Below are 21,001 nucleotides of genomic sequence, written 5' to 3'. Positions count from 1 at the left end.
GCTGGGCCGTCATCAGAAATTCAGACGCGCGCCGAACTTCATCGTCCAGTTGTATTCCTCATACTGGTACAGGTTCCGCTGCCCGGCATAGTTGTTGTAGGCGAAATATTTGGCATTGTTGATGTTCACCCACTCGTAATACAGCTGGACGCCTTCGTTCAGGCGCAGGCGCGCGCTGAAGTCCATCTGGAAGTGATCGTCGACATAGCGGTCCTCTTCCGCATCGCCGCCCGCTTCATCCAGATATTTGTCGCGGTAGGTCCCCGCTAGGCGCAGGCTGACCGGACCCTTCTCGTAACCCAGCACGCCGTTCAGCGTGTGCTTGGACGAGGACGGCAGCATGATTTCGCGATAGCTGTCGACATTGTCCAGATCGGTGAAGTCGCCATCGGGCAGCTCGCCGGTCGCATCGGTGTAGGTATAGTTCGCCTGCACGAGGAAGCCCGACAGGATGCCCGGCAGGAAGTCCAGCGCCTGCGACGCCGACAGCTCTACGCCGAACACTTCCGCGCCGCGCCCGTTGATCGGGATGGTCGCCTCGTCGAAGGCGATGCCGTTGAACACGCCGGATTCGTCGATGTTCACGTCGACGATGTAGTCCTTGATGTCCTTCCAGAACACCGCCGCGCTCAGCGCGCCATTGCTCGACATGTAATATTCGAGGCTGGCGTCGAGGTTCCACGATTCATAGGGGCGCAGGTTGGGATTGCCGAATGTGCCCTCGATCTCGTTCTCGTCGTTCACCTCGATCTCGAAGCGCGGCGCGAGCGAGCTCAGCTTCGGGCGCATCAGGCTCTTGTAGCCCGCCGCGCGGATCAGCAGTCCGGGTGTGATCTCGTATTTCGCGTTCAGGCTGGGCAGCCACTGGTCGTATTCGCGCTCATATTCGACCGGGGCGATGCAGATGATGTCGTCATCGGCCTCGGCGCCCGCATCGGCACCGCAATCCGCGCCCAGAACCGCGCCTTCCTCATAGATCGTGGCGGTGCTGCCATAGAGCTTGTTGCTGGTGTTCTCGTAACGCACGCCGCCGATCACCGACAGCCGGTCGGTCTCGAACTGGCCCAGCAGGTAACCGGCCAGAATGTCCTCGTCCGCGCGGTAATCCTCAAGCGCGGAATCGAACGCGCTGTCGATTTCGTTCAATTCGAACGCATCGCGGTTGGCATTGAAGAAGTCGGTCGCCCCGTCATAGCTGGGCACCGGGTCGATGCTGGTCAGGCGATAGGTGCTGGCACCCAGAACATCCGCCAGCGTCAGGTCCTCGTTCTCCCAGAACTCGACCTGCTTGTCATAGGTCTTCTCGCGCCAGCGGCCCTTGAAGCCCGCCTGCACGGTGAAGGTGCCCGCATCCATGTAGAAATCGCGGCCAAGGTCGAGCTGCGCGGCATATTCCTCGTCCTGCGCATCGGACAAGGCCGTATATTCGATGTCGTTCAATTCGTAGGACGACCCATCGCGGAATGCGAACCCGTTGCCCACCACGTCGAACAGCGGCACGCGCGGGTCGCTGTAATCGATTGCGATGCCGACATTCTCGTTCTCGAACGTCCGCTGGAAGCTGGCGGGATCGATCGAACCGTCTTCCTTCTCGGACGCCTTGGCATAGCTGGCCGAATATTCGGCGAACCAGCCGCTATCCAGCTCGGTCTTGCCGCCGAATACGACGTTCCAGATCCGCTGGCGTTCGAACCGGTCCTTGACGTCGCGCTCGACGGTGATGCCGCCCTCTTCCTCGTCCTCGTCATAGGTGTCGGCATAGGTCACCACGTCGCCGGCTGCCGAGATGTCGGTCGCATCGCCGAAATCGAAGATCAGGCGGCGGCGGTACTCCTGGTCGTCGAACTGGCTAAACACGCCCTTCACGAACAGCTCGGTCGTGTCGCCCACGCGGAAATCGGCACCCAGCGTGGCCGAAAGCCGGTCGCGCTCGACATCATAGTCGCGGTATTCGAGATCTTCGGCATAGGGCGTGCCATCGACATCGTCCCAGCCGTCCGCCTCGATGTTGTCGGTCTCGAACTTGCGCTGATAATAAGATATGCCGCCCGAAATGCCGAAGCTGTCGGTGATGCGCGTGGCAAAGTCGAAGCTGCCCTTGGGCGTGAGCTCGTTCGAATAATCGTTGTAGCTGCCCTCGACGCGGGCGGTGAACAGGTCGGTCTTGCGGTCGAAGGCGCTGGTGGTCTCGATCTCGACCGAACCGCCGATGGTGTCGCCGTCCATGTCGGGGGTCAGCGATTTGTTGACCGTGATCGATTCGATGATGTCGCTGCTGATGACATCCAGCGCAACCGAGCGCGTGTCGCTTTCGGGCGCAGGCAGGCGCACGCCGTTGAGCGAGGTCGAGTTGAGCTGTGGATCGAGGCCGCGGACCGACACGAAGCGGCCTTCGCCCTGATCGTTCAGCACGTTGATACCGGGCAGGCGGCGCAGCGATTCGGCCACGTTCTGATCGGGGAACTGGCCGATCGCGTCGCGCGTCAGCACGTCCGAAACGGTGTCCGCGGCCCTCTTGCGCGACAGTGCGCTGGCCTGGTTCGCCAGCTGTCCGACGACCAGAATCGAATCGTCCGCGCTGCCCAGCGCGACCGTCTCGCGCACCGTGCCGGTTTCGGGAACCGTGACGGTCACCGTCTCGGTCGGCGCGCCGACATATTGCACTTCCAGCGTGTAGGTGCCGGCGGGCACCTCGGGAAAGCGGAAAGATCCGTCGCGCGCGGTCGAAACCGTGCGGCCCAGTTCGATGATCGTGACCTGCGCGGCCTGCAACGCGCGCGTGCCGGTCGCATCAACGACCGAGCCGTCCAGCGTTCCCGCGGCCATGGCCTGCGGCGAAGCGATGATGGCGGAAAGCGCGCTGCCCAGTGCAAGCGCGGTGCGGAGTTTGCGGTTCATTATGCCCCCTGATGAATGGCGTTTCGCAGGGGCGTCGGCGCCCCTGTTGGCGCTGCGGGCTAGGGGCTGTTTGCGACGGTTACGCGACGATTGCGTTTCAATCGCGTTACACGCAGCATTATTTCGGTCACAATGCCGCGATGCGACATTCGCGCCACGGCGGCGGGGCCTATTTCAGACGGAAATCGACATCGGGATAGCCATGGCCCGCAGGCACGCCGGCCCAGCTTTCGCCGCCTTCCTGACGAACCACCGGCATGATCTCGCGCACCGGAAAGGCCAGCGCATTGTCCTTCGCATCCGCGAAAGACCGGCCCGCGGCCAGCCGCATCATGGTCGCGCGCGTGGGGCCGACCATCTTGACCTGCCGTGCTTCGGCCTGTTCCATCAGCGCGCGGGGCGACGCCCAGAAAGCGGAATCGTTCTCGGTAAGATCGGGCGAAACGGGCGCATCGGCGCGCGCCTTGATCAGATAGAAACGCGCGTCGAACCGCCGCGCGATCCGGATGGCGGCAGGCGGGCACCAGCGCGCATAGGGGATCAGCGCGTCGAGTTCGAGCGCCCACCGGCGCTCGGCCAGAAGAGTCCCGAACGGCGCTCCGTCCAGCAGTTCGCGCCGCGCGGCTGCGAGATCGCTCTCCTCGACCTTCTGACGCAACGCGCAAAGCAGGCCGGTTTCCTCGAAGGTTTCGCGCAGCGCCGCGATGCGGGCGGCGGCTTCGGCCGGGGGCAGGTGGGGCGCGATGGAGCGGCCCAGCGCAGCGTCGTCATGCTCGACCCGACCGCCGGGAAAGGCGATCATCCCGCCCGCGAAGGCGAGTTCGCGCGAACGCTCGACCACCAGGACTTCATCCGGCAGAACCTCGTCGGGATGGCCCGATGCCGGGGCAGGGCGAAGCGCGATCAGCGTCGCGGCAGGGATCGCATCCTTCAGCCGTTCGGCAAGATCGGGCCGGCCCTCAAGCTCCATTGCAACCCGCGCCGACGATCACTCGGCCTTGGCGCAGCCCTGTTCGTTCATCAGCTGCTGCAGTTCGCCGGCTTCGAACATTTCCATCATGATGTCGCTGCCGCCGACGAATTCGCCCTTCACATAGAGCTGCGGGATGGTCGGCCATTCGGAATAGGCCTTGATGCCCTGCCGGATCTCCATGTCCTGCAGCACGTCGACCGACCCATAGGCCACGCCGCAATGCTCCAGAATGGCGACCGCGCGGCTGGAAAACCCGCACTGGGGGAACAGCGGCGTGCCTTTCATGAACAGGACGACATCGTCCTTGCTGACGATATCCTTGATGCGGTCATTGGTGTCGGACATTTGCGTTCCCGGTATTTTCAAAAATAGAGGTTGTGACCGTCAATTGGGAACCGCGGTGGTCAGTTGCAAGGCGTGAAGCTCGCCGCCCATGCGTCCGCCCAGCGCATCATAGACCGCCTTGTGCTGCTTGACCCGCGTCATTCCCGCGAAAGAGGGCGACACCACATGCGCCGCATAATGATCGCCGTCGCCCGCCAGATCGCGGATCGTGACCTCCGCATCGGGAATGGCATCGCGGATAAGGCGCTCGATCTCGTCTGCCTGCATCGCCATGATCAGCTCTCGCTCATCAGCTGGCGGCGCGCCTCGATCAGCTTTTCGTCCAGCTTGGCGCGCACCATCGCATCGTCCGCCTCGACTCCGGCGCTGGTCAGGTCGCCCAGCACCTTGCGGATCACGTCCTCATCGCCCGCTTCCTCGAAATCCGCCTGTACGACGGCCTTGCGATAGGCCTCGGTCTCGACATCGGACAGGCCCATCAGCCCGGCGGCCCATTCGCCCACCAGCCGGTTGCGGCGCGCGGTCACGCGGAACAGCATTTCCTCGTCCATGGCGGCCTTGGCTTCCTCGGCGCGGCGGCGGTCGTTGAAATCGGTCATTGTCGTATGTCCCCAAAAAACGTGCTGTCAGGCCGCCACTTCGCGCGGGCCGGAAAGAAAGGAAAGATCGCCCGCGGCCTTCGCCTCGTAAGCGGAAATCGCGTCCTGCCGTTCCATGGTCAGGCCCACCTCGTCCAGCCCTTCCAGCAGGCAGTGGCGGCGGAACGGATCGATCTCGAACGTAAAACGGTCCTGAAACGGGGTGGTGACGGTGCAATGCTCAAGATCGATGGCGATCTCGTCGGTCTCGGCCACGTCCAGCAGGCGTTCGATCTGCGCCTGCGGCAGCGCGACGGTCAGGATCCCGTTCTTGAACGCATTGCCCGAGAATATGTCGGAAAAGCTGGGCGCGATCACCGCGGTGATCCCCATGTCGAGCAGCGCCCACGCGGCATGCTCGCGGCTGGAGCCGCAGCCGAAATTGTCGCCCGCGATCAGGATCGGCGCGCCTTCGAAGCGAGGGTCGTCGAACACGTTCCCGTCCTTCGCGCGCACCGTCTCGAACGCGCCTTCGCCCAGTCCCTCGCGCGTGATGGTCTTCAGCCAGCGCGCGGGGATGATCACGTCGGTGTCGACGTTCTTCGCTCCAAACGGGATGGCCCGTCCTTCGATCCGGTCAATCTTGTCCATGGATCCAGCCTATATGGCCAAGCCGCGGATGGCTCAACGTCCGAATGCGTCCTTTCGCGCCAAATCGGTGCGATCAGTCCGTTTCGACGTTCTCGCCGCTGGGCGTGGTGCCGGTGGCGGTCTTCTTTTTGGCCTTCGCGCGCTCCATCCGGCGCGAGGCATACATGACCGCCGCGGCCAATGCGGCCGATCCGATCGCGGCGCCCGCCATCGCGGCCTTGGATGTCCAACTGTTGTCTTCGCTCATGACGTTATCCGTCTTTCTGTATGCAGTTCAGGTCTCTCGGCCCCCGTCGCCCTATCCGCCCGGCGAAGGGCGAAAGGCAAGGGCATTCGGCGATTTATTCACCCTTCAAGCCATGGACGAAGCACCATCCAGCGCGCCTGTTTTTCCGCTGGCGTGATCGCGCAATAGGCCGGGCTGGACGAAGGCAGGTCGATCAGCGCGATGTCGCCCGCGCCCCGCATCGCCTTGCGTCCCAGCCTTGCCGCCGTGCCGCCGTTGAATGCAATGGCGCGCAGCAGGGGCAGTCGCGCCGCCAGCCCGCGCAAATCGGCCCGCTCCACCTCGCGCAGCGCGGTGTCGAGGCTTCCCTCACGCCGCCCGCTTGCCGCCACGTCCCACAGCCCGATCCCGCGCGCCAGCAGCGCGGCCAGCCGTTCGTCATAGGGCAGGGCAGGCAGGCCCGGCAGATCCGCCGCGCCGCCCAGCAGATGCCAGAACCGGTTCTGCGGATGCGCGTAATAGCGCGCCTCGGCCAGCGAGCGGTCGCCCGGCAGGCTGCCGCAGATCAGCAGCCTTGTATCGGCATTCACGACCGGCGCGAAACCCTGCTTGACCGTCAAAGGATCCGCCCGCCGCCATAGGGGGCGGGCTCATGGACGAAGGCCGGCCCCTCGGCCTCCTTCGCCCAGCCCAGCCCATCGGGAAAGCGCGTCTCGATCCCGCGCAGCGCATCGGGTTCGAACAATCGCATGTTCACCCCCATGCGCGGATACTCGCTGTCGAGCGCGATCCACGCCGCCGCATTGCCGCATGTCGGGCAGAACAGATTGGCCAGATAGGCCTCGTCCAGATCGCTGCGCACGAAACGCCGCGTCTCGCCCCGGATCGTGACCTCGTCCCTCGGGAAATATCCCCAGATCCCGCCGCTGCGCTGGCACAGGCGGCAATTGCAGGCATTGAGATATTCGGGCGCACGCGGCAGTTCGACCGTGACGCCGCCGCAGATGCACCTCCCCTCGATCACCGGACGACAGCCATCACGCCGGTTCCGTCTCCACCGCGTCCAGCGCACGCACATCGGTCAGCCGGCCCGTAACCGCCGCGGCCGCAGCCATGGCGGGGCTGACCAGATGGGTCCGCGCGCCGGGGCCCTGACGGCCGACGAAATTGCGGTTGGAGGTCGATGCACAGCGTTCGCCCGCGGGCACCTTGTCGGGGTTCATGCCAAGACAGGCCGAACAGCCCGGCTCGCGCCATTCGAGGCCTGCGTCGGTGAAGATCTTGTCCAGCCCCTCGGCCTCGGCCTGAAGCTTGACCAGACCCGATCCGGGCACCACGATCGCCCATGTGACATTGGCGGCCTTGCGGCGGCCCTTCAGCACGGCGGCGGCGGCGCGCAGATCCTCAATCCGGCTGTTGGTGCAGCTGCCGATGAAGACGTTCTGCACCTCGATGTCGGTCATCTTCATGCCCGGCTCCAGCCCCATGTAGTCGAGGCTGGCCTGCGCCGCGGCCTGCTTCGACGGATCTGCAAAGCTGGCGGGATCGGGCACGCGGCCGGTGATTGCGACGGTGTCCTCGGGGCTGGTGCCCCATGTCACGGTCGGCTGGATATCGGCGGCGTCGATGACGACGCTTTTGTCGAACACCGCGCCCTCGTCGGTGGGCAGGGTCTTCCACCAGGCCAGCGCCTTGTCCCAATCGGCGCCCTTGGGCGCCATCTGGCGGCCCTTCAGATAGGCGAAGGTCTTTTCGTCGGGCGCGATCAGGCCGGCGCGCGCGCCGCCCTCGATCGCCATGTTGCAGACGGTCAGGCGGCTCTCGATGCTCATGTCCTCGAACACCTTGCCGCGATATTCGACGACATGGCCGGTGCCGCCCGCGGTGCCGGTGACACCGATGATATGCATGACGACATCCTTGGCGGTGACGCCGGGAGCCAGATCGCCCTCGACGCGCACTTCCATGGTCCTCGACCGCTTCAGCAGCAGCGTCTGCGTCGCCAGCACATGCTCGACCTCGCTGGTGCCGATCCCGAACGCCAGCGCGCCCAGCCCGCCGTGGCTGGCCGTATGCGAATCGCCGCACACGATGGTCGCGCCCGGCAGAGAGAATCCCTGCTCCGGCCCCACCACATGCACGATGCCCTGCTCCGCGTCCGCATCGCCGATATAGCGGATCCCGAACGCAGGCGCATTGGCCTCCAGCGCGGCCAGCTGCTGCGCGCTGGCGGGATCGGCGATGGGAATGCGGTTGCCCGCATCGTCGCGCCGCGCGGTGGTCGGCAGGTTGTGATCGGGCACCGCCAGCGTCAGATCGGGGCGGCGAACCTTGCGCCCGGCCATGCGCAGAGCCTCGAACGCCTGCGGGCTCGTCACCTCGTGGACGAGATGGCGATCGATATAGACAAGGCAGGTGCCGTCGTCGCGGCGCTCCACCACATGGGCGTCGAAGATCTTTTCGTACAGGGTGCGGGGCGTGTCGGTCATGATGCACGCGCATTTGCGCCGCCAATGGTAACATTGCAACCCCGTTCCCGTGTGCAATTGCCTCCGCCGCGCGGTGGGGGTAGAGCGGGGCCGACATGTCGATCCTCGCCAAGATAGCCATCATGCTTGCCGCCTGCGCCGCGATGGAAGGCGTCGCCTGGGCCAGCCACAAGTACATCATGCACGGCTGGGGCTGGGGGTGGCACCGCGACCACCACGAACGGCACGACAATTTCCTCGAAAAGAACGACCTCTACGCCGTGGTCGGCGCGGCGATGAGCATCGCGATGTTCGCACTGGGCAGCCCGCTGGTCATGGGCGCATCCGCGTGGGAGTCGGCGACATGGATCGGCATGGGCATATTGCTCTACGGCGTGATCTATACGCTGGTGCATGACGGCCTCGTCCACCAGCGCTGGTTCCGCTATGTCCCGCGCGGCGGTTACCTGAAGCGTCTGGTGCAGGCCCACCACCTCCACCACGCGACCCAGTCGAAGGAAGGCGGCGTCAGCTTCGGCTTCGTCATCGCCCGCAGCCCGGCAGCCCTGAAACGCGACCTCAAGGCCCAGCGCGAAGCGGGCAGGGCGGTATTGCGCGAGGGTGCGGGGGTTTAGGGGCTTGGCTAAGTTTACAGCTTTTCGCTGCTAGTTGAAGGATAGGCTTGTGAATATCGTCAAGGCTATCGCAGGCTCTCTATTTATAATATTTCTCTTGGAAACTTTGATACCATATTCCGACTATGTATGGAGATCAAAGGTTCTGAAGGCGAAATCGAATTTCAAAACGATAAACAAAATTTCGCAAGTTATCATTTTCGTGAAAATATGTTTCTATGCCACGCTACCGATTCTATTGTTGTTCTCGTTGAACGATTCCATGCTGGCCATTTACATAGTCGGCGCCTTTATGCTGGCTGTAGGATTTCTTAACCAGCTGGACAATAAGTATCTGAAATAATCGTCGGTCTGATTAATCTTTTTACTCAAGTATCGCGCGACGACCGATCGGAAGGCGGCGTCAGCTTCGGCTTTGTCATCGCCCGCAGCCCGGCAGCCCTGAAACGCGACCTCAAGGCCCAGCGCGAAGCGGGCAGGGCGGTATTGCGAGAGGGTGTGGGGGTCTAGAGCCTGAAATTGAATGCATGCGGATGATCGAAAGCGCGTGCGCAAGCATCTGCGGCTTCACTATAGCGTTCGAGTTCGCTCACGCCGATTTTCCGGATCTCTCCGTTCGGCCTTTCCCATCCCCCGACGATACATCTCAGATGGGGTTCCTCTCCGTTGCGCGGCGCCGAATTGCCGCCTGCAAGTCCATGAACGAGGGTATTTCGAAAGACCCGCACCTTTTCGGCCTGCTGTGCAATGGCTTCGATCAGATCGGGATCGGCTTTGGCCTGCATAACGGCTCGCCAACGTTTCAGCCGATCCGGAAAAGAGCCGGTAACGGATGGAAAGGATGGTGCGCCATTGTCGGCGGTCCGACCGATTGAAGCTTCGCCCTTAAGGATGGACTCAGACAAAGACAACTCAAGTCTGCTCCATCTGAAAAGGAAATAGCCTGTGGCAGCCATCAGATCGCGGAAACTCAGCATATAAGTCTGCAGATTGCCGCTCTCACCCCTTCGCCGCCGCCGCCTGCTCGTGATGCCGGATCACCTCGTCGATCACGAAGCGCAGGAACTTCTCCGAGAACTCCGGATCGAGGTCCGCTTCCGCCGCCAGCGCGCGCAGACGTTCGATCTGGCGCTGCTCGCGGCCCGGATCGGCGGGGGGCAGGGCGACCTTCGCCTTGTATTCGCCCACCGCCTGGGTGATGCGAAAGCGTTCGGCCAGAATGTGGATCAGCGCGGCATCGATATTGTCGATGCTCTTGCGAAAGGTCGCCAGCACCGCATCGGGCGCGGCTTCGTCCATGGTGCGTTCGTCGGTCATGATGCGCGCCCTATAATGCGACCCATGGCCCACGCAAATATTTTGCGCAAAATCCCGCCCCGACGCATCTTTCGCCCGGCTCCGGGCCAGCTTTCGCATCCCCGCGAACGCCAACTTGGTGCTTGCCATCCGGCCCTTCGGGCCACTAGGGAGGCGACGTGACTGCAACCGTCCATACCCTCCCGCGAAGCGACGCTTCGCTCGCGCCCATCCTCGCCCTCACCGCCGATGGCATGAACCACGTCAATGCGATCATCCTTGACCGGATGCAGTCGAAAATCCCGCTTATTCCGGCGCTTGCCGGTCATCTGATCGCGGGCGGTGGCAAGCGGATGCGCCCGATGCTGACCCTCGCCAGCGCGGCGCTGCTGGAATACGAAGGCGCACGCCATTACAAGCTGGCCGCGGTGGTGGAGTTCATCCACACCGCCACGCTGCTGCATGACGACGTGGTCGACGGGTCCGACATGCGCCGCGGCAAGCAGGCCGCCAATGTCGTGTTCGGCAATCCCGCCGCGGTGCTGGTCGGCGACTTCCTGTTCTCGCGCAGCTTCGAACTGATGACCGAGGATGGCAGCCTGCGCGTGCTGAAGATCCTGTCGGGCGCCAGCGCGATCATCGCCGAGGGCGAGGTCGACCAGCTGACGGCCCAGCGCCAGCTGGAGACGAGCGAGGAGCGCTATCTCCAGATCGTTGGCGCCAAGACCGCCGCCTTGTTCGCCGCCGCCTGTCGCATCGCCGCGGTGGTGGCCGAACGCGACTCCGAAACCGAACAGGCGCTCGACGATTACGGCCGCAATCTGGGCATCGCGTTCCAGCTGGTCGACGACGCGATCGACTACGATTCCGAAGTCGCCGAAAGCGGCAAGGACAAGGGCGACGATTTCCGCGACGGCAAGATGACGCTGCCCGTGATCCTGGCCTATGCTCGCGGGTCCGAGGACGAGCGCGCGTTCTGGCGCGAGGCGATGAGCGGCAAGCGCACCTCCGACGACGACCTAGCGCACGCCATTTCGCTGATCGCAAAGCACGACGCGGTGAACGACACCCGCGAACGGGCGAAGCATTTCGCCAATCGCGCGATCGACGCGATCTCGGGCTTTCCCGCCAATCCGGCTCGCGCCGCGATGATCGAAGCGGTGCAATTCGCGGTGGCGCGCCGCTTCTGATGCTTTTAGGCGGGCGCTGATGAGCCTGCCTGTTCTAGACATCCTGCCCGACCTGCTGGCCGCGCTGTGTTCCCGCCCGAACGCGGTTCTGGTCGCGCCGCCGGGCGCGGGCAAGACCACCGCCGTGCCCCCCGCGCTGATCGACCAGCCATGGTGTTCGGGGCAGGTGTGGGTCCTGTCCCCCCGCCGCGTCGCCGCGCGCGCCGCTGCCGAACGCATGGCGCAGATGCTGAACGAAAAGCCGGGCGAGACCATCGGCTATCGCACCCGCATGGACAGCAAGACCGGCGCAAAAACCCGCGTGGTCGTCATGACAGAGGCGATCTTCGTGAACGCCATCGCGCAGGATCCCGAACTGGCGGGCGTCTCCGCCGTGCTGTTCGACGAGGCGCATGAACGCCATCTCGATTCCGACCTCGGCCTCGCGCTGGCGCTGCAGACGCAGGAGGTGCTGCGTGAGGATCTGCGCCTGCTCGTGATGAGCGCCACCATCGACGGCGCGCGTTTTGCCGCGCTGATGGGCGGCGATACGCCGGTGCTGGAAAGCGCGGGAAAAGCCTGGCCGCTGGAACTGCGCTGGCTGGGCAGCGACCCCGCCCGCCGGATCGAGGATCGCATGACCAGCGCGATCCTGACCGCATGGCGCGAGACAGATGGCGACATCCTCGCCTTCCTTCCCGGCGTGGGCGAGATCGAGCGCGTGCGCGAACGGCTGGAGGAACGGCTGGCGGGCACGCCGATCCTGCCGCTGCACGGCCAGTGCGAACCCGCCGCCCAGCGCGAGGCGATCCGCAAGGACGCGCAGGGCCGCCGCCGCATCGTGCTCGCCACCGCCATCGCCGAAACCTCGCTGACATTGGACGGCGTATCGGTAGTGGTCGATTCGGGCCTGTCGCGCCACGCAGCCTTCGACGTCGCGGCAGGCACCAGCCACCTCGTCACCCGCCAGTCCAGCCGCGCCGCGTCCGACCAGCGCGCGGGCCGCGCCGCGCGCCAGCAGGCAGGCACCGCCTATCGCCTGTGGGAGGAGGCCGCGCACGCGGGCCGCCCCGCCTATGACCCGCCCGAGATCACGACCGCCGATCTCGCCCCTCTGGTGCTGACCCTCGCGCGTATCGGAGAGCATGATCCCGCCGCGCTGCGCTGGCTCGACGAACCGCCCGCCGCGCTGGTGTCGGGGGCGCGCGAACGGCTGCGGGCGCTGGGCGCGCTGGATGCCGATCACCGCATCACCCCGTTCGGCGAGGCACTGGCCAGCTTGCCGATGGACCCGGTGCACGGCGCGCTGGTCCTCCACGGCGCCCGCGCGGGCGAAGCCGAAGCGGCGGCGCGTCTGGCGCTGCTGCTGCAGGAACGCGCGCTCGGCGGACGGGGTGAGGATCTGCACCAACGGCTGATGCGCTGGGACGGGCAGGGCGGGGGCAAGCCGGAGCAGGCGCGCAAGCTGGCCGCAGGCTGGGCCAGGCGCGCCGCTGCGCTTGTGGAACGCGACCGACAGGCCTGCGGCGGCCACCCCGGCCTCCATCTCGCGCTCGCCATGCCGGGCCATGTGGCGCGGCGCCGCGATGCCAGCGGCGAGAACTGGATCAGCGCTGGCGGGCGCGGCTTCATCCTCGATCCAACATCGCCATTGGCGCGCGGCGAGTGGCTGGCGATCGGCGACGCGCAGGGGCAGGCGAAGGGTGCGCGCATTACCGCCGCATGGCCGCTGGAGGAAGCCGAGGTCGAACAGGCATTGGGCGGCCAGATCGAACGCCGCCATCTTCTCCGCTGGAACGCGGGCGAACAGCGGGTCGAGGCGCGGCAGGAACGCAGGCTGGGCGCGATCACGCTGGCGACCGGCCCCGACCCCGATCCCGATGCGGAGGCGATTGTGGACCTCCTTGTGGAAAAGCTGTTGGAGGATCCGGCAAAACATCTTCCGCAGGCGCTGCTCGCCCGCGCGCGCCATGCGGGGATCGACGCGTTCGCGCCTGGGGCGCTGGCCGCGACCGCCGAACTCTGGGCGCGCCCGCTGCTGGGCAAAAGGCGTGACCTGAAACTGCCGAAGGGCGCGCTGACAGATGCGCTGCTGAACCTGCTCGACTGGGACCAGCGGCAGGCGCTCGACCGGCTGGCCCCGCGCGAATTCGTGACGCCCGCGGGCACGCATCACGCCATCGACTACGAAAGCGACGGCGCCCCGCAGGTCGAGGTGCGCGTGCAGGCGCTGTTCGGCCTCGACCGCCATCCGATGATCGGGCCGAAGGGACAGGACACGCCGCTGCTGCTCCACCTGACTAGCCCCGCGGGCCGCCCGCTTCAGGCGACGCGCGACCTGCCCGGTTTCTGGCGCGGCAGCTGGGCCGACGTCGCCAAGGACATGAAGGGCCGCTATCCCAAGCACCGCTGGCCCGACCGCCCGTGGGAGGAAGCCCCCAGCCTCAAGACCAAGAACGCGTTCGAGCGCAGTGGCGGCGACAAGCGCGGCTGACAACGATGGACTTGAGCAACGCGCCAACTTGCATTATCCGGCCCGCGAAGCGAGAGCCGCAAGGCCAACCGGCCGCCCGAGCTTATTGCGAGGAAGCCAAGCGGGCCAGAGGGCCCGCGCCCGGCGTCTGAGGGACCCAAACGAATATGCCAGCACGTATCTATCAGCGCCCCAAGAACGCCATGCAATCGGGCAAGGCCCGCACCTCCGACTGGGTGCTCGATTTCGTACCGGCAGAGGCGAAGCGCCCCGATCCGCTGATGGGCTGGGCCGGGTCGGGCGACACGCAGCAGCAGGTGCAGCTGTCGTTCCCCGACAAGGACGCGGCGGTCGCCTATGCCGAGAAATACGGCATCGATGCGCATGTCATCGCCACCCCGCCGAAAAAGCTCAAGATCCAGGCCTACGCCGACAATTTCCGCTAGGGCGCGGCAGCAGTGCGGGGGCGCGGACATAGCCCCCTTGCTTTCCGCGCCGCGCGCCGCCATATGGCCGACCGGGAGTCGGGCGGACGTTCGCGTTCGCCAACCTGGTCAGGTCCGGAAGGAAGCAGCCACAACGGATTGCTGCGGGTCGCTCGGCTCCTTTTTCCCACCCAGCCTGTCGGCAGGATTCAAACACCATGACCGACAATTATGACGCCATCATATTGGGTGGCGGCGCGGCGGGCATGATGTGCGCCATGCGCGCGGGCCAGCGCGGACGGCGCGTGCTGGTGATCGAAAAAGCCGCGAAACCCGGTGCCAAGATCCTGATTTCGGGCGGCGGACGGTGCAATTTCACCAATATCCACACCGCGCCCGATCGTTTCCTCTCGGCCAATCCGCATTTCGTCAAATCGGCGCTCAGCCGCTACAGCCCGCGCGACTTTCTGAACCTTGTCGAGGCGCATGGCATCGCATGGCACGAAAAGACGCTGGGCCAGCTGTTCTGCGACGGCTCTGCGCGCCAGATCGTCGACATGCTCGTGGACGAGGTCGAGCGCGCAGGCGGCACATTCGCGCTGGGGCAGGAGATCGCGTCCGTTTCGCACGACGGCGACAACTATGCGGTCCAAACGCAAGACGGCAGTTTCACCGCGCCAAGGCTGGTGATCGCCACTGGCGGGCCGTCGATCCCCAAGATGGGCGCCACCGGCTTCGCCTATGACCTTGCCCGCCAGTTCGGACTGAAAGTCGTCGAACCGCGCCCCGCGCTGGTCCCGCTGACGCTTAAGGGCGAGGATCTATTGTTCCGCGAACTGTCCGGCGTATCCAGCGACGTCACCGCCATTGCGGGCAAGACCCGGTTTCGCGAAGCCGCGCTGTTCACCCACCGCGGCCTGTCCGGACCCGCGATCCTGCAGATCTCCAGCTATTGGCGACCGGGTGAGAGCATCGCCATCGACTTCTTCCCGGATCGCCCCGCCGACTGGCTCCTCACCGCCAAGCGCGAAAGCCCGCGCCGCATGTTCCGCAGCCTGCTGGCCGAGGCGCTGCCCGAACGGCTCGCCGCCGTGCTGGCCGAAAAGCTCGAACTCGACGGTCCGCTGCAGGAACTGGCCGACAAGCGTTTGCGGGCCGCGCAGGAACGCCTTGCGCGCTGGCCCTTCACCCCCAGCGGCAGCGAGGGCTTTGCCAAGGCCGAGGTGACCATCGGCGGCATCGCCACCGCCGAACTGTCCTCGCAGACCATGGAATCGAAAAAGCGCCCCGGCCTCCATGCCATTGGCGAGGCAGTGGACGTGACCGGCTGGCTCGGCGGCTACAACTTCCAATGGGCGTGGGCCAGCGGCTACGCTTGCGGCGAGGCGATCTAGCGCCCATCTTCGTCATTCCCGCGAAGGCGGGAATCCATTGCGGATAAGCGCATGTCCGGCTGGATCCCCGCCGACGCGGGGATGACGATTGTTCGCCCCGGTTACACTTGCAACCATCCCCCATTTCGGCTTTGGCTGGAACGAAGCGAGCCGCTAGACACTCGCAGGCACTTTTTGGAGAGAACACGCACATGTCCGACGGACACGCCACGGGCCACGGCCCCTCGCTCGCCGCTTTCGACTGGGCGGATCCGTTCCTGCTGGAAGACCAGCTGACCGAGGACGAGCGCATGCTGCGCGACGCCGCCCGCGAATTCGCGCAATCCAAGCTGCAGCCCCGCGTGATCGAGGCGTTCCAGAACGAACACACCGACCCCGCGATCTTCCCCGAAATGGGCGCGGCAGGCCTGCTGGGCGCGACCATTCCCGAGGAATTCGGCGGCCTCGGCGCAGGCTATGTCACCTATGGCCTGATCGCGCGCGAGGTCGAGCGGGTCGATTCCGGCTACCGCTCGATGATGAGCGTGCAGTCCAGCCTCGTGATGTATCCGATCCACGCCTATGGTTCGGCAGAACAGCACCGCAAATATCTCCCCGGCCTCGCCAGCGGAGAGCTGATCGGCTGCTTCGGCCTCACCGAACCCGATGCGGGCTCGGACCCCGCGGGCATGCGCACCACCGCGCGCAAGACGGCGGGCGGCTATGTGCTCAACGGCACCAAGACGTGGATTTCCAACTCGCCCATTGCCGATGTCTTCGTCGTCTGGGCCAAGTCCGAAGCGCATGGCGGCAAGATCCGCGGCTTCGTGCTGGAAAAGGGCATGAAGGGTCTGTCCGCGCCGAAGATCGAGGGCAAGCTGTCGCTGCGCGCCTCGGTCACCGGCCAGATCGCGATGGACGATGTCGAGGTGGGCGAGGACGCGCTGCTGCCGAATGTCGAGGGGCTGAAGGGCCCGTTCGGCTGCCTCAACCGTGCGCGCTATGGCATTTCGTGGGGCGTGATGGGCGCGGCGGAATTCTGCTGGCACGCGGCGCGGGAATACGGCCTCGAACGCAAGCAGTTCGACAAGCCGCTGGCGGGCACGCAATTGTTCCAACTCAAGCTCGCCAACATGCAGACCGAGATCGCCTTGGGCCTGCAGGCCTCGCTGCGCATCGGGCGGCTGATGGACGAAGGCAAGGCCGCGCCCGAGATGATCTCGCTCGCCAAGCGCAACAATTGCGGCAAGGCGCTGGATATCGCGCGAACGGCGCGCGACATGCACGGCGGCAACGGCATTTCGGGCGAGTACCAGGTGATCCGCCACATGGTGAACCTAGAAACGGTCAACACATACGAGGGCACGCATGACGTCCATGCGCTGATCCTTGGCCGTGCGCAGACGGGCATTCAGGCCTTCTTCTAAGACGCCGCGAGCCATGGCCAGCAACCCCAACGACCGCGTCGCCGTCGTCCACGACAATTTCCTGCGGCGCGTCGTGGCGGGGGACTTTCCGCAAGGCGCACCGCCCTCGGGCCCATTGGACGACATCACCGCAGTCCAGATCTATCGCAGCGCCTGCCTGACCCGCGCGCTCGACCGCGAGAGCCGCAATATGCAGGCGGAAGGACAGGGATATTACACCATCGGTCCCTCGGGCCACGAAGGCATGGCCGCGCTGGCCGCCGCGCTGGATCCTGCCGACACCGCCTTCCTCCATTACCGCGACGCCGCGTTCCAGATCCAGCGCGCGGAACAGATAGGCGGCGTCACCACCGCTTGGGACATGCTGCTGTCCTATGCCTGCAGCGCCGAGGACCCGATCTCGGGCGGGCGGCACAAGGTGCTGGGGTCGAAGGCGCTCAATATCCCGCCGCAAACCTCGACCATCGCCAGCCATCTGCCGAAAGCGGTCGGCGCGGCCTATTCGCTGGGCCTCGCCCGCCGCCGCCCGCCGGAATTCCGCGCCATGGCGGACGGGTCGATCGCGGTGTGTTCGTTCGGCGATGCGTCGGTCAACCATTCCACCGCGCAAGGGGCGTTCAACACCGCCGCATGGACCAGCTACCAGTCGATCCCGCTCCCGCTGCTGTTCGTGTGCGAGGATAACGGCATCGGCATCTCCACGAAAACACCCGGCGGCTGGATCCGCGCCAATTGCGAAAACCGCCCCGGCATCCGCTATTTCGCCTGCGACGGCCTCGACATGTTCAACACGTTCCACTCCGTCCGCGAAGCCGCCGCCTGGGTCCGCAATCGCCGCAAGCCCGCCTTCCTCCACATGCGCACGATCCGCCTCTATGGCCATGCCGGCGCGGACATGGCGATGGCCTATCTCTCGCGCGAGGAGGTCGAGGCCGAGGAAGCGAACGACCCGCTGCTCCACATGGTCCGCCAGCTGGCCGAGGCCGAGATCATGGAGCCCGCCGAGGCGCTGGCGATCTATAACGACACCGCCGCCCGCGTCGCCCGCATCGCCGCCCAGGTGGTGCAGCGCCCGCGCCTTCAAACCGCCACGCAGGTGATGCAAAGCCTGATCCCGCCGAAACGCGAATGCCGCCCGCTTCCCGCGCCCGATCCGGCCCTGCGCGAAGGCGTGTTCGGCAGCGACATGGCCGCGCTGCCAAAGCCGCAGCCGATGGGCAAGATCATCAACATGGCCCTCACGGACCTGATGCTCTCGCACCCCGATATCGTCATGATGGGCGAGGATATCGCGCGCAAGGGCGGCAATTACGGCATCACGCAAAGGCTGTCCGCCCGCTTCGGCAAGGACCGCGTGATCGACACGCTGCTCGACGAGCAGGCGATCCTCGGCCTCGCCATCGGCATGGCGCAGAACGGTTTCCTGCCGATCCCCGAAATCCAGTTCCTCGCCTATCTCCACAATGCCGAGGACCAGCTGAGGGGCGAGGCGGCGACGCTGCCGTTCTTCTCGGACGGACAGTTCACCAATCCGATGGTCGTGCGCATATCGGGCTTCGGATACCAGCGCGGCTTTGGCGGGCATTTCCACAACGACAATTCGGTGGCGGTGCTGCGCGATATTCCGGGGCTGATCCTCGCCGCCCCGTCGAACGGGCGCGACGCAGCGCTGATGCTGCGCGAATGCGTGCGCCTGGCGCGCGAGGAGCAGCGGCTGGTCGTCATCCTCGAACCCATCGCGCTCTATGCGACGCGCGATCTGCATCAGGCGGGCGACGGCGGCTGGCTGACGCACTATCCCGATGCCGACGAAACCATCGCGCTTGGCGAAGTCGGCGTCCACGGAAAAGGCCGCGATCTGGCTATAGTGACATTCGCGAACGGCGCCTTCCTCGCCCATCAAGCGCTTCCCCTGCTGGCTGAAAAGGGCATCGACGCGCGCATCATCGACATACGCTGGCTCTCGCCCTTGCCGGCGGAGGCCATCGCGCAGGCCGCCCGCGACTGCCGCGCCGCGCTGATCGTGGACGAAACGCGCCGCTCCGGCGGCGTGGCCGAGGCGCTGATGGCGCTGCTCGACGAGCACACCGACTTGCCGAAAGCGCGGCTGACGGCTGAGGACAGCTTTATCCCCACCGGCCCGGCCTATGCCGCGACCATGCCCTCGCGCGACTCCATCGTTCAGGCCGCCACGGCGCTGATGGAGCGCGCGCGATGAAAACCGCCCCATGAAAACCGCCGTCGTCATCTGCCCGGGCCGCGGCACCTATAACGCGGGCGAGTTCGGCTATCTCGCGCGCCATTTCCCCGATCCGGGCCTGCTGGCCGAGTTCGACGCGCAGCGCACCGCGGCAGGGCAGGACACGCTAACCGCGCTCGATAGCGCTGAGAAATTCTCGCCCGCGAAGCACACGCGCGGCGACAATGCCTCGGGCCTGATCTTCGCGGCGTCCTATGGCGACTATCTGTCCATCGACCGCCAAAGGGTCGAGATCGTCGCCGTCACCGGCAATTCGATGGGCTGGTACAGCGCGCTGGCCTGCGGCGGCGTGCTGTCGCCGCAGGACGGTTTCCGCGTCGCCAACACCATGGGCACGCTGATGCAGCAGGCGCTGATCGGAGGGCAGTCGATCTATCCGTGGATGGACGAGGACTGGACCCCCGACGCCGCCCGCAAGCGCGACCTTCTGAACCTGACCGATCGCATCGGGGCACAGCCGGACCGCCAGCTTCACCTCTCCATCGATCTCGGCGGCATGCTGGTGCTGGCGGGCGACAGCGCCGGGCTACAGGCGTTCGAGCAGTCGCTCGAACCCGTGCAGCAGCGCTTTCCCATGCGGCTGCCCAATCACGCCGCGTTCCACACGCCCCTGCAGGAACCGGTCGCCGCGCGCGGACGCGAGGCGCTGAACCCCGCGATGTTCGGCCAGCCCGAAATGCCTCTGGTCGACGGCAATGGCCGCATCTGGTGGCCCGGCGCCAGCGACCCGCAGGCGCTCCATGACTACACGCTGGGCGCGCAGGTTACGCAGCCCTACGATTTCACTCGCGCCGTCACCGTCGCCGCGCGCGAATTCGCGCCCGACCTGTTCATCATCCTCGGCCCCGGCACCACGCTGGGCGGAGCGGTGGCGCAATCGCTGATCGTGGCGGACTGGCGGCAGATGCGCGGGCGTGGCGATTTCCGGCGGGAGCAGGACGAGAACGGCCTGCTCGCCGCGATGGGCATGCCCGACCAGCGCGGGACCGTCGCTAAAAGCTGAACGCAGCCCATAGCATTTGTTAAGCGTGAACTCAGGACACGGCGCGCAGAGTTCTTCGGTCCGGCATCCCCCATTTGCCGGAACCCCCTTTGTGGGAACAAGGAGAACTCTGTTCGATGTTCATGGATACAGCCAATCCCGGCGGCCCCGGCGGAGAGCCTTCGCAGCCGCATTGCCACAGCTGCCAGCGCGTCATCTCGCCCGGCGAACCCACTGCCGAAGTGCGCTTCGAGGAAGGAGACGAACGGTTCCGCATGCTGAACGGACTGTATCACGACGGCTGCGCCCGCCCGATCCTGTCGGTCAAGCGCGCACTCGACATGCTGCGCGGCGCGCCGGGCGCCTGACGGCCCCCGTCAATCGTCCTGCTCACTCGTCCTGCCCGGCCGCGCCGAGCAGGTCCATCAGATTTCGCGCCGCCTCGCGCTCCCCCTCGTCCTTGAATGCGACATCGAGGTCGGGCGCCTCGCCCAGCGTATAGAGCAGGGCCCACAGCACGAAGCGCTCCGACGGCTGGGTGGCAAGGCCCAGATCCACGCGCATATGCTCGATTCCCGCCTCGCGCGCGGACGGCGGAACGTTGGCCAGATCGTCGGTGCCGAAATAGCGGCGCAATTGTTCGTCGAAATCCATCGGCGGATTCTAGACCGGACCGGTCACGGCGCAAGGGCCTTGCCCGCAGGACAACCCGGTATGGTTGCATTTGTACCGAATATATCCCAACATAAGCCATCCGGTCGCCATGGCGGCTTGTTGGCCAGTGCCGCGCCGCGACGACAGTCGTTCCGCTCCGTTTTCGGG

General features: G+C 65.7%; 22 protein-coding genes, 1 other RNA gene and 1 pseudogene. 11 read left to right on the top strand and 13 right to left on the bottom strand.

The window, feature by feature from the left end; genetic code table 11:
* Positions 1-12: 12 nt before the first annotated feature.
* The 10 genes from AC4FIJ_RS05615 to leuC form a co-directional block, all read right to left on the bottom strand.
* A complete protein-coding gene (locus AC4FIJ_RS05615; protein WP_490335727.1) occupies positions 13-2,898 on the bottom strand; it encodes a TonB-dependent receptor in 2,886 nt (961 codons plus the stop codon).
* A gap of 169 nt (positions 2,899-3,067) precedes the next feature.
* Positions 3,068-3,868 (bottom strand): NUDIX hydrolase, encoded by an 801-nt coding sequence (locus AC4FIJ_RS05610; protein ID WP_490335726.1) that lies wholly within the window; start codon positions 3,866-3,868, stop codon positions 3,068-3,070.
* Between the two features lie 18 nt (positions 3,869-3,886).
* Positions 3,887-4,216, bottom strand: coding sequence for a Grx4 family monothiol glutaredoxin (grxD, locus tag AC4FIJ_RS05605; protein ID WP_490335725.1), 330 nt, complete (start codon positions 4,214-4,216; stop codon positions 3,887-3,889).
* A gap of 39 nt (positions 4,217-4,255) precedes the next feature.
* Complete coding sequence (locus AC4FIJ_RS05600; RefSeq protein ID WP_490335724.1) at positions 4,256-4,489, bottom strand: BolA family protein; 234 nt, start codon at positions 4,487-4,489, stop codon at positions 4,256-4,258.
* A gap of 2 nt (positions 4,490-4,491) precedes the next feature.
* Positions 4,492-4,815: a DUF1476 domain-containing protein gene (locus AC4FIJ_RS05595; RefSeq protein WP_490335723.1), complete on the bottom strand. Its 324-nt coding sequence runs from the start codon at positions 4,813-4,815 to the stop codon at positions 4,492-4,494.
* A gap of 27 nt (positions 4,816-4,842) precedes the next feature.
* Positions 4,843-5,445 carry a 3-isopropylmalate dehydratase small subunit gene (leuD, locus tag AC4FIJ_RS05590; protein WP_490335722.1) on the bottom strand — a complete coding sequence of 201 codons (603 nt, stop codon included), beginning with the start codon at positions 5,443-5,445 and terminating at the stop codon, positions 4,843-4,845.
* Between the two features lie 73 nt (positions 5,446-5,518).
* Positions 5,519-5,692, bottom strand: a complete 174-nt coding sequence (locus AC4FIJ_RS05585) for a hypothetical protein (protein WP_490335721.1) — start codon at positions 5,690-5,692, stop codon at positions 5,519-5,521.
* A 98-nt stretch (positions 5,693-5,790) separates the two neighbouring features.
* A complete protein-coding gene (locus AC4FIJ_RS05580) occupies positions 5,791-6,291 on the bottom strand; it encodes a DNA-deoxyinosine glycosylase (protein WP_490335720.1) in 501 nt (166 codons plus the stop codon).
* The gene (locus tag AC4FIJ_RS05575; RefSeq protein ID WP_490335719.1) at positions 6,288-6,695 is read right to left on the bottom strand and encodes a GFA family protein; all 408 of its coding nucleotides are present in this window, start codon (positions 6,693-6,695) and stop codon (positions 6,288-6,290) included. The genes AC4FIJ_RS05580 and AC4FIJ_RS05575 overlap by 4 nt, the downstream gene beginning before the upstream one ends.
* 13 nt (positions 6,696-6,708) lie before the next feature.
* Positions 6,709-8,160, bottom strand: a complete 1,452-nt coding sequence (leuC, locus tag AC4FIJ_RS05570) for a 3-isopropylmalate dehydratase large subunit (protein WP_490335718.1) — start codon at positions 8,158-8,160, stop codon at positions 6,709-6,711.
* 95 nt (positions 8,161-8,255) lie between these two features.
* Between leuC and AC4FIJ_RS05565 the strand changes: the two genes are divergently transcribed.
* Positions 8,256-8,774: a sterol desaturase family protein gene (locus AC4FIJ_RS05565; RefSeq protein WP_490335717.1), complete on the top strand. Its 519-nt coding sequence runs from the start codon at positions 8,256-8,258 to the stop codon at positions 8,772-8,774.
* A gap of 393 nt (positions 8,775-9,167) precedes the next feature.
* A pseudogene (locus AC4FIJ_RS05560) lies at positions 9,168-9,284 on the top strand (sterol desaturase family protein); the annotation flags it as partial.
* Here the strand turns inward: AC4FIJ_RS05560 and AC4FIJ_RS05555 are convergent.
* Positions 9,281-9,751, bottom strand: coding sequence for a hypothetical protein (locus AC4FIJ_RS05555; RefSeq protein WP_490335716.1), 471 nt, complete (start codon positions 9,749-9,751; stop codon positions 9,281-9,283). The pseudogene AC4FIJ_RS05560 and the gene AC4FIJ_RS05555 sit on opposite strands and share 4 nt — an antisense overlap.
* A gap of 22 nt (positions 9,752-9,773) precedes the next feature.
* Complete coding sequence (locus AC4FIJ_RS05550; protein WP_490335715.1) at positions 9,774-10,091, bottom strand: chorismate mutase; 318 nt, start codon at positions 10,089-10,091, stop codon at positions 9,774-9,776.
* Positions 10,092-10,249: 158 nt separating this feature from the next.
* Between AC4FIJ_RS05550 and AC4FIJ_RS05545 the strand changes: the two genes are divergently transcribed.
* The 9 genes from AC4FIJ_RS05545 (at position 10,250) to AC4FIJ_RS05505 (ending at position 20,547) form a co-directional block, all read left to right on the top strand.
* Entirely contained in the window at positions 10,250-11,260 is a 1,011-nt protein-coding gene (locus AC4FIJ_RS05545) for a polyprenyl synthetase family protein (protein WP_490335714.1), read from the top strand.
* Between the two features lie 19 nt (positions 11,261-11,279).
* Complete coding sequence (gene hrpB, locus AC4FIJ_RS05540) at positions 11,280-13,733, top strand: ATP-dependent helicase HrpB (RefSeq protein ID WP_490335713.1); 2,454 nt, start codon at positions 11,280-11,282, stop codon at positions 13,731-13,733.
* A 146-nt stretch (positions 13,734-13,879) separates the two neighbouring features.
* Positions 13,880-14,158: an ETC complex I subunit gene (locus AC4FIJ_RS05535; protein WP_490335712.1), complete on the top strand. Its 279-nt coding sequence runs from the start codon at positions 13,880-13,882 to the stop codon at positions 14,156-14,158.
* Between the two features lie 71 nt (positions 14,159-14,229).
* An RNA gene (gene ffs / locus AC4FIJ_RS05530) (signal recognition particle sRNA small type) lies at positions 14,230-14,324 on the top strand.
* A gap of 31 nt (positions 14,325-14,355) precedes the next feature.
* Positions 14,356-15,531 carry a BaiN/RdsA family NAD(P)/FAD-dependent oxidoreductase gene (locus AC4FIJ_RS05525; protein WP_490335711.1) on the top strand — a complete coding sequence of 392 codons (1,176 nt, stop codon included), beginning with the start codon at positions 14,356-14,358 and terminating at the stop codon, positions 15,529-15,531.
* Positions 15,532-15,722: 191 nt separating this feature from the next.
* Complete coding sequence (locus AC4FIJ_RS05520; protein ID WP_490335710.1) at positions 15,723-16,937, top strand: acyl-CoA dehydrogenase; 1,215 nt, start codon at positions 15,723-15,725, stop codon at positions 16,935-16,937.
* A 13-nt stretch (positions 16,938-16,950) separates the two neighbouring features.
* Positions 16,951-19,155: a thiamine pyrophosphate-dependent enzyme gene (locus AC4FIJ_RS05515; RefSeq protein WP_490335709.1), complete on the top strand. Its 2,205-nt coding sequence runs from the start codon at positions 16,951-16,953 to the stop codon at positions 19,153-19,155.
* 10 nt (positions 19,156-19,165) lie between these two features.
* Entirely contained in the window at positions 19,166-20,200 is a 1,035-nt protein-coding gene (locus AC4FIJ_RS05510; protein ID WP_490335708.1) for an ACP S-malonyltransferase, read from the top strand.
* A gap of 116 nt (positions 20,201-20,316) precedes the next feature.
* A complete protein-coding gene (locus tag AC4FIJ_RS05505) occupies positions 20,317-20,547 on the top strand; it encodes a hypothetical protein (RefSeq protein WP_490335707.1) in 231 nt (76 codons plus the stop codon).
* Positions 20,548-20,569: 22 nt separating this feature from the next.
* On the opposite strand, the gene AC4FIJ_RS05500 is transcribed toward AC4FIJ_RS05505, so the two are convergent.
* Positions 20,570-20,833, bottom strand: a complete 264-nt coding sequence (locus AC4FIJ_RS05500; protein ID WP_490335706.1) for a hypothetical protein — start codon at positions 20,831-20,833, stop codon at positions 20,570-20,572.
* Positions 20,834-21,001: the final 168 nt, after the last annotated feature.

Source organism: Croceicoccus sp., assembly GCF_983967925.1.
The sequence above is the reverse complement of the archived record's forward strand: the minus strand, read 5'-3'. Positions and strand labels throughout refer to the sequence as shown.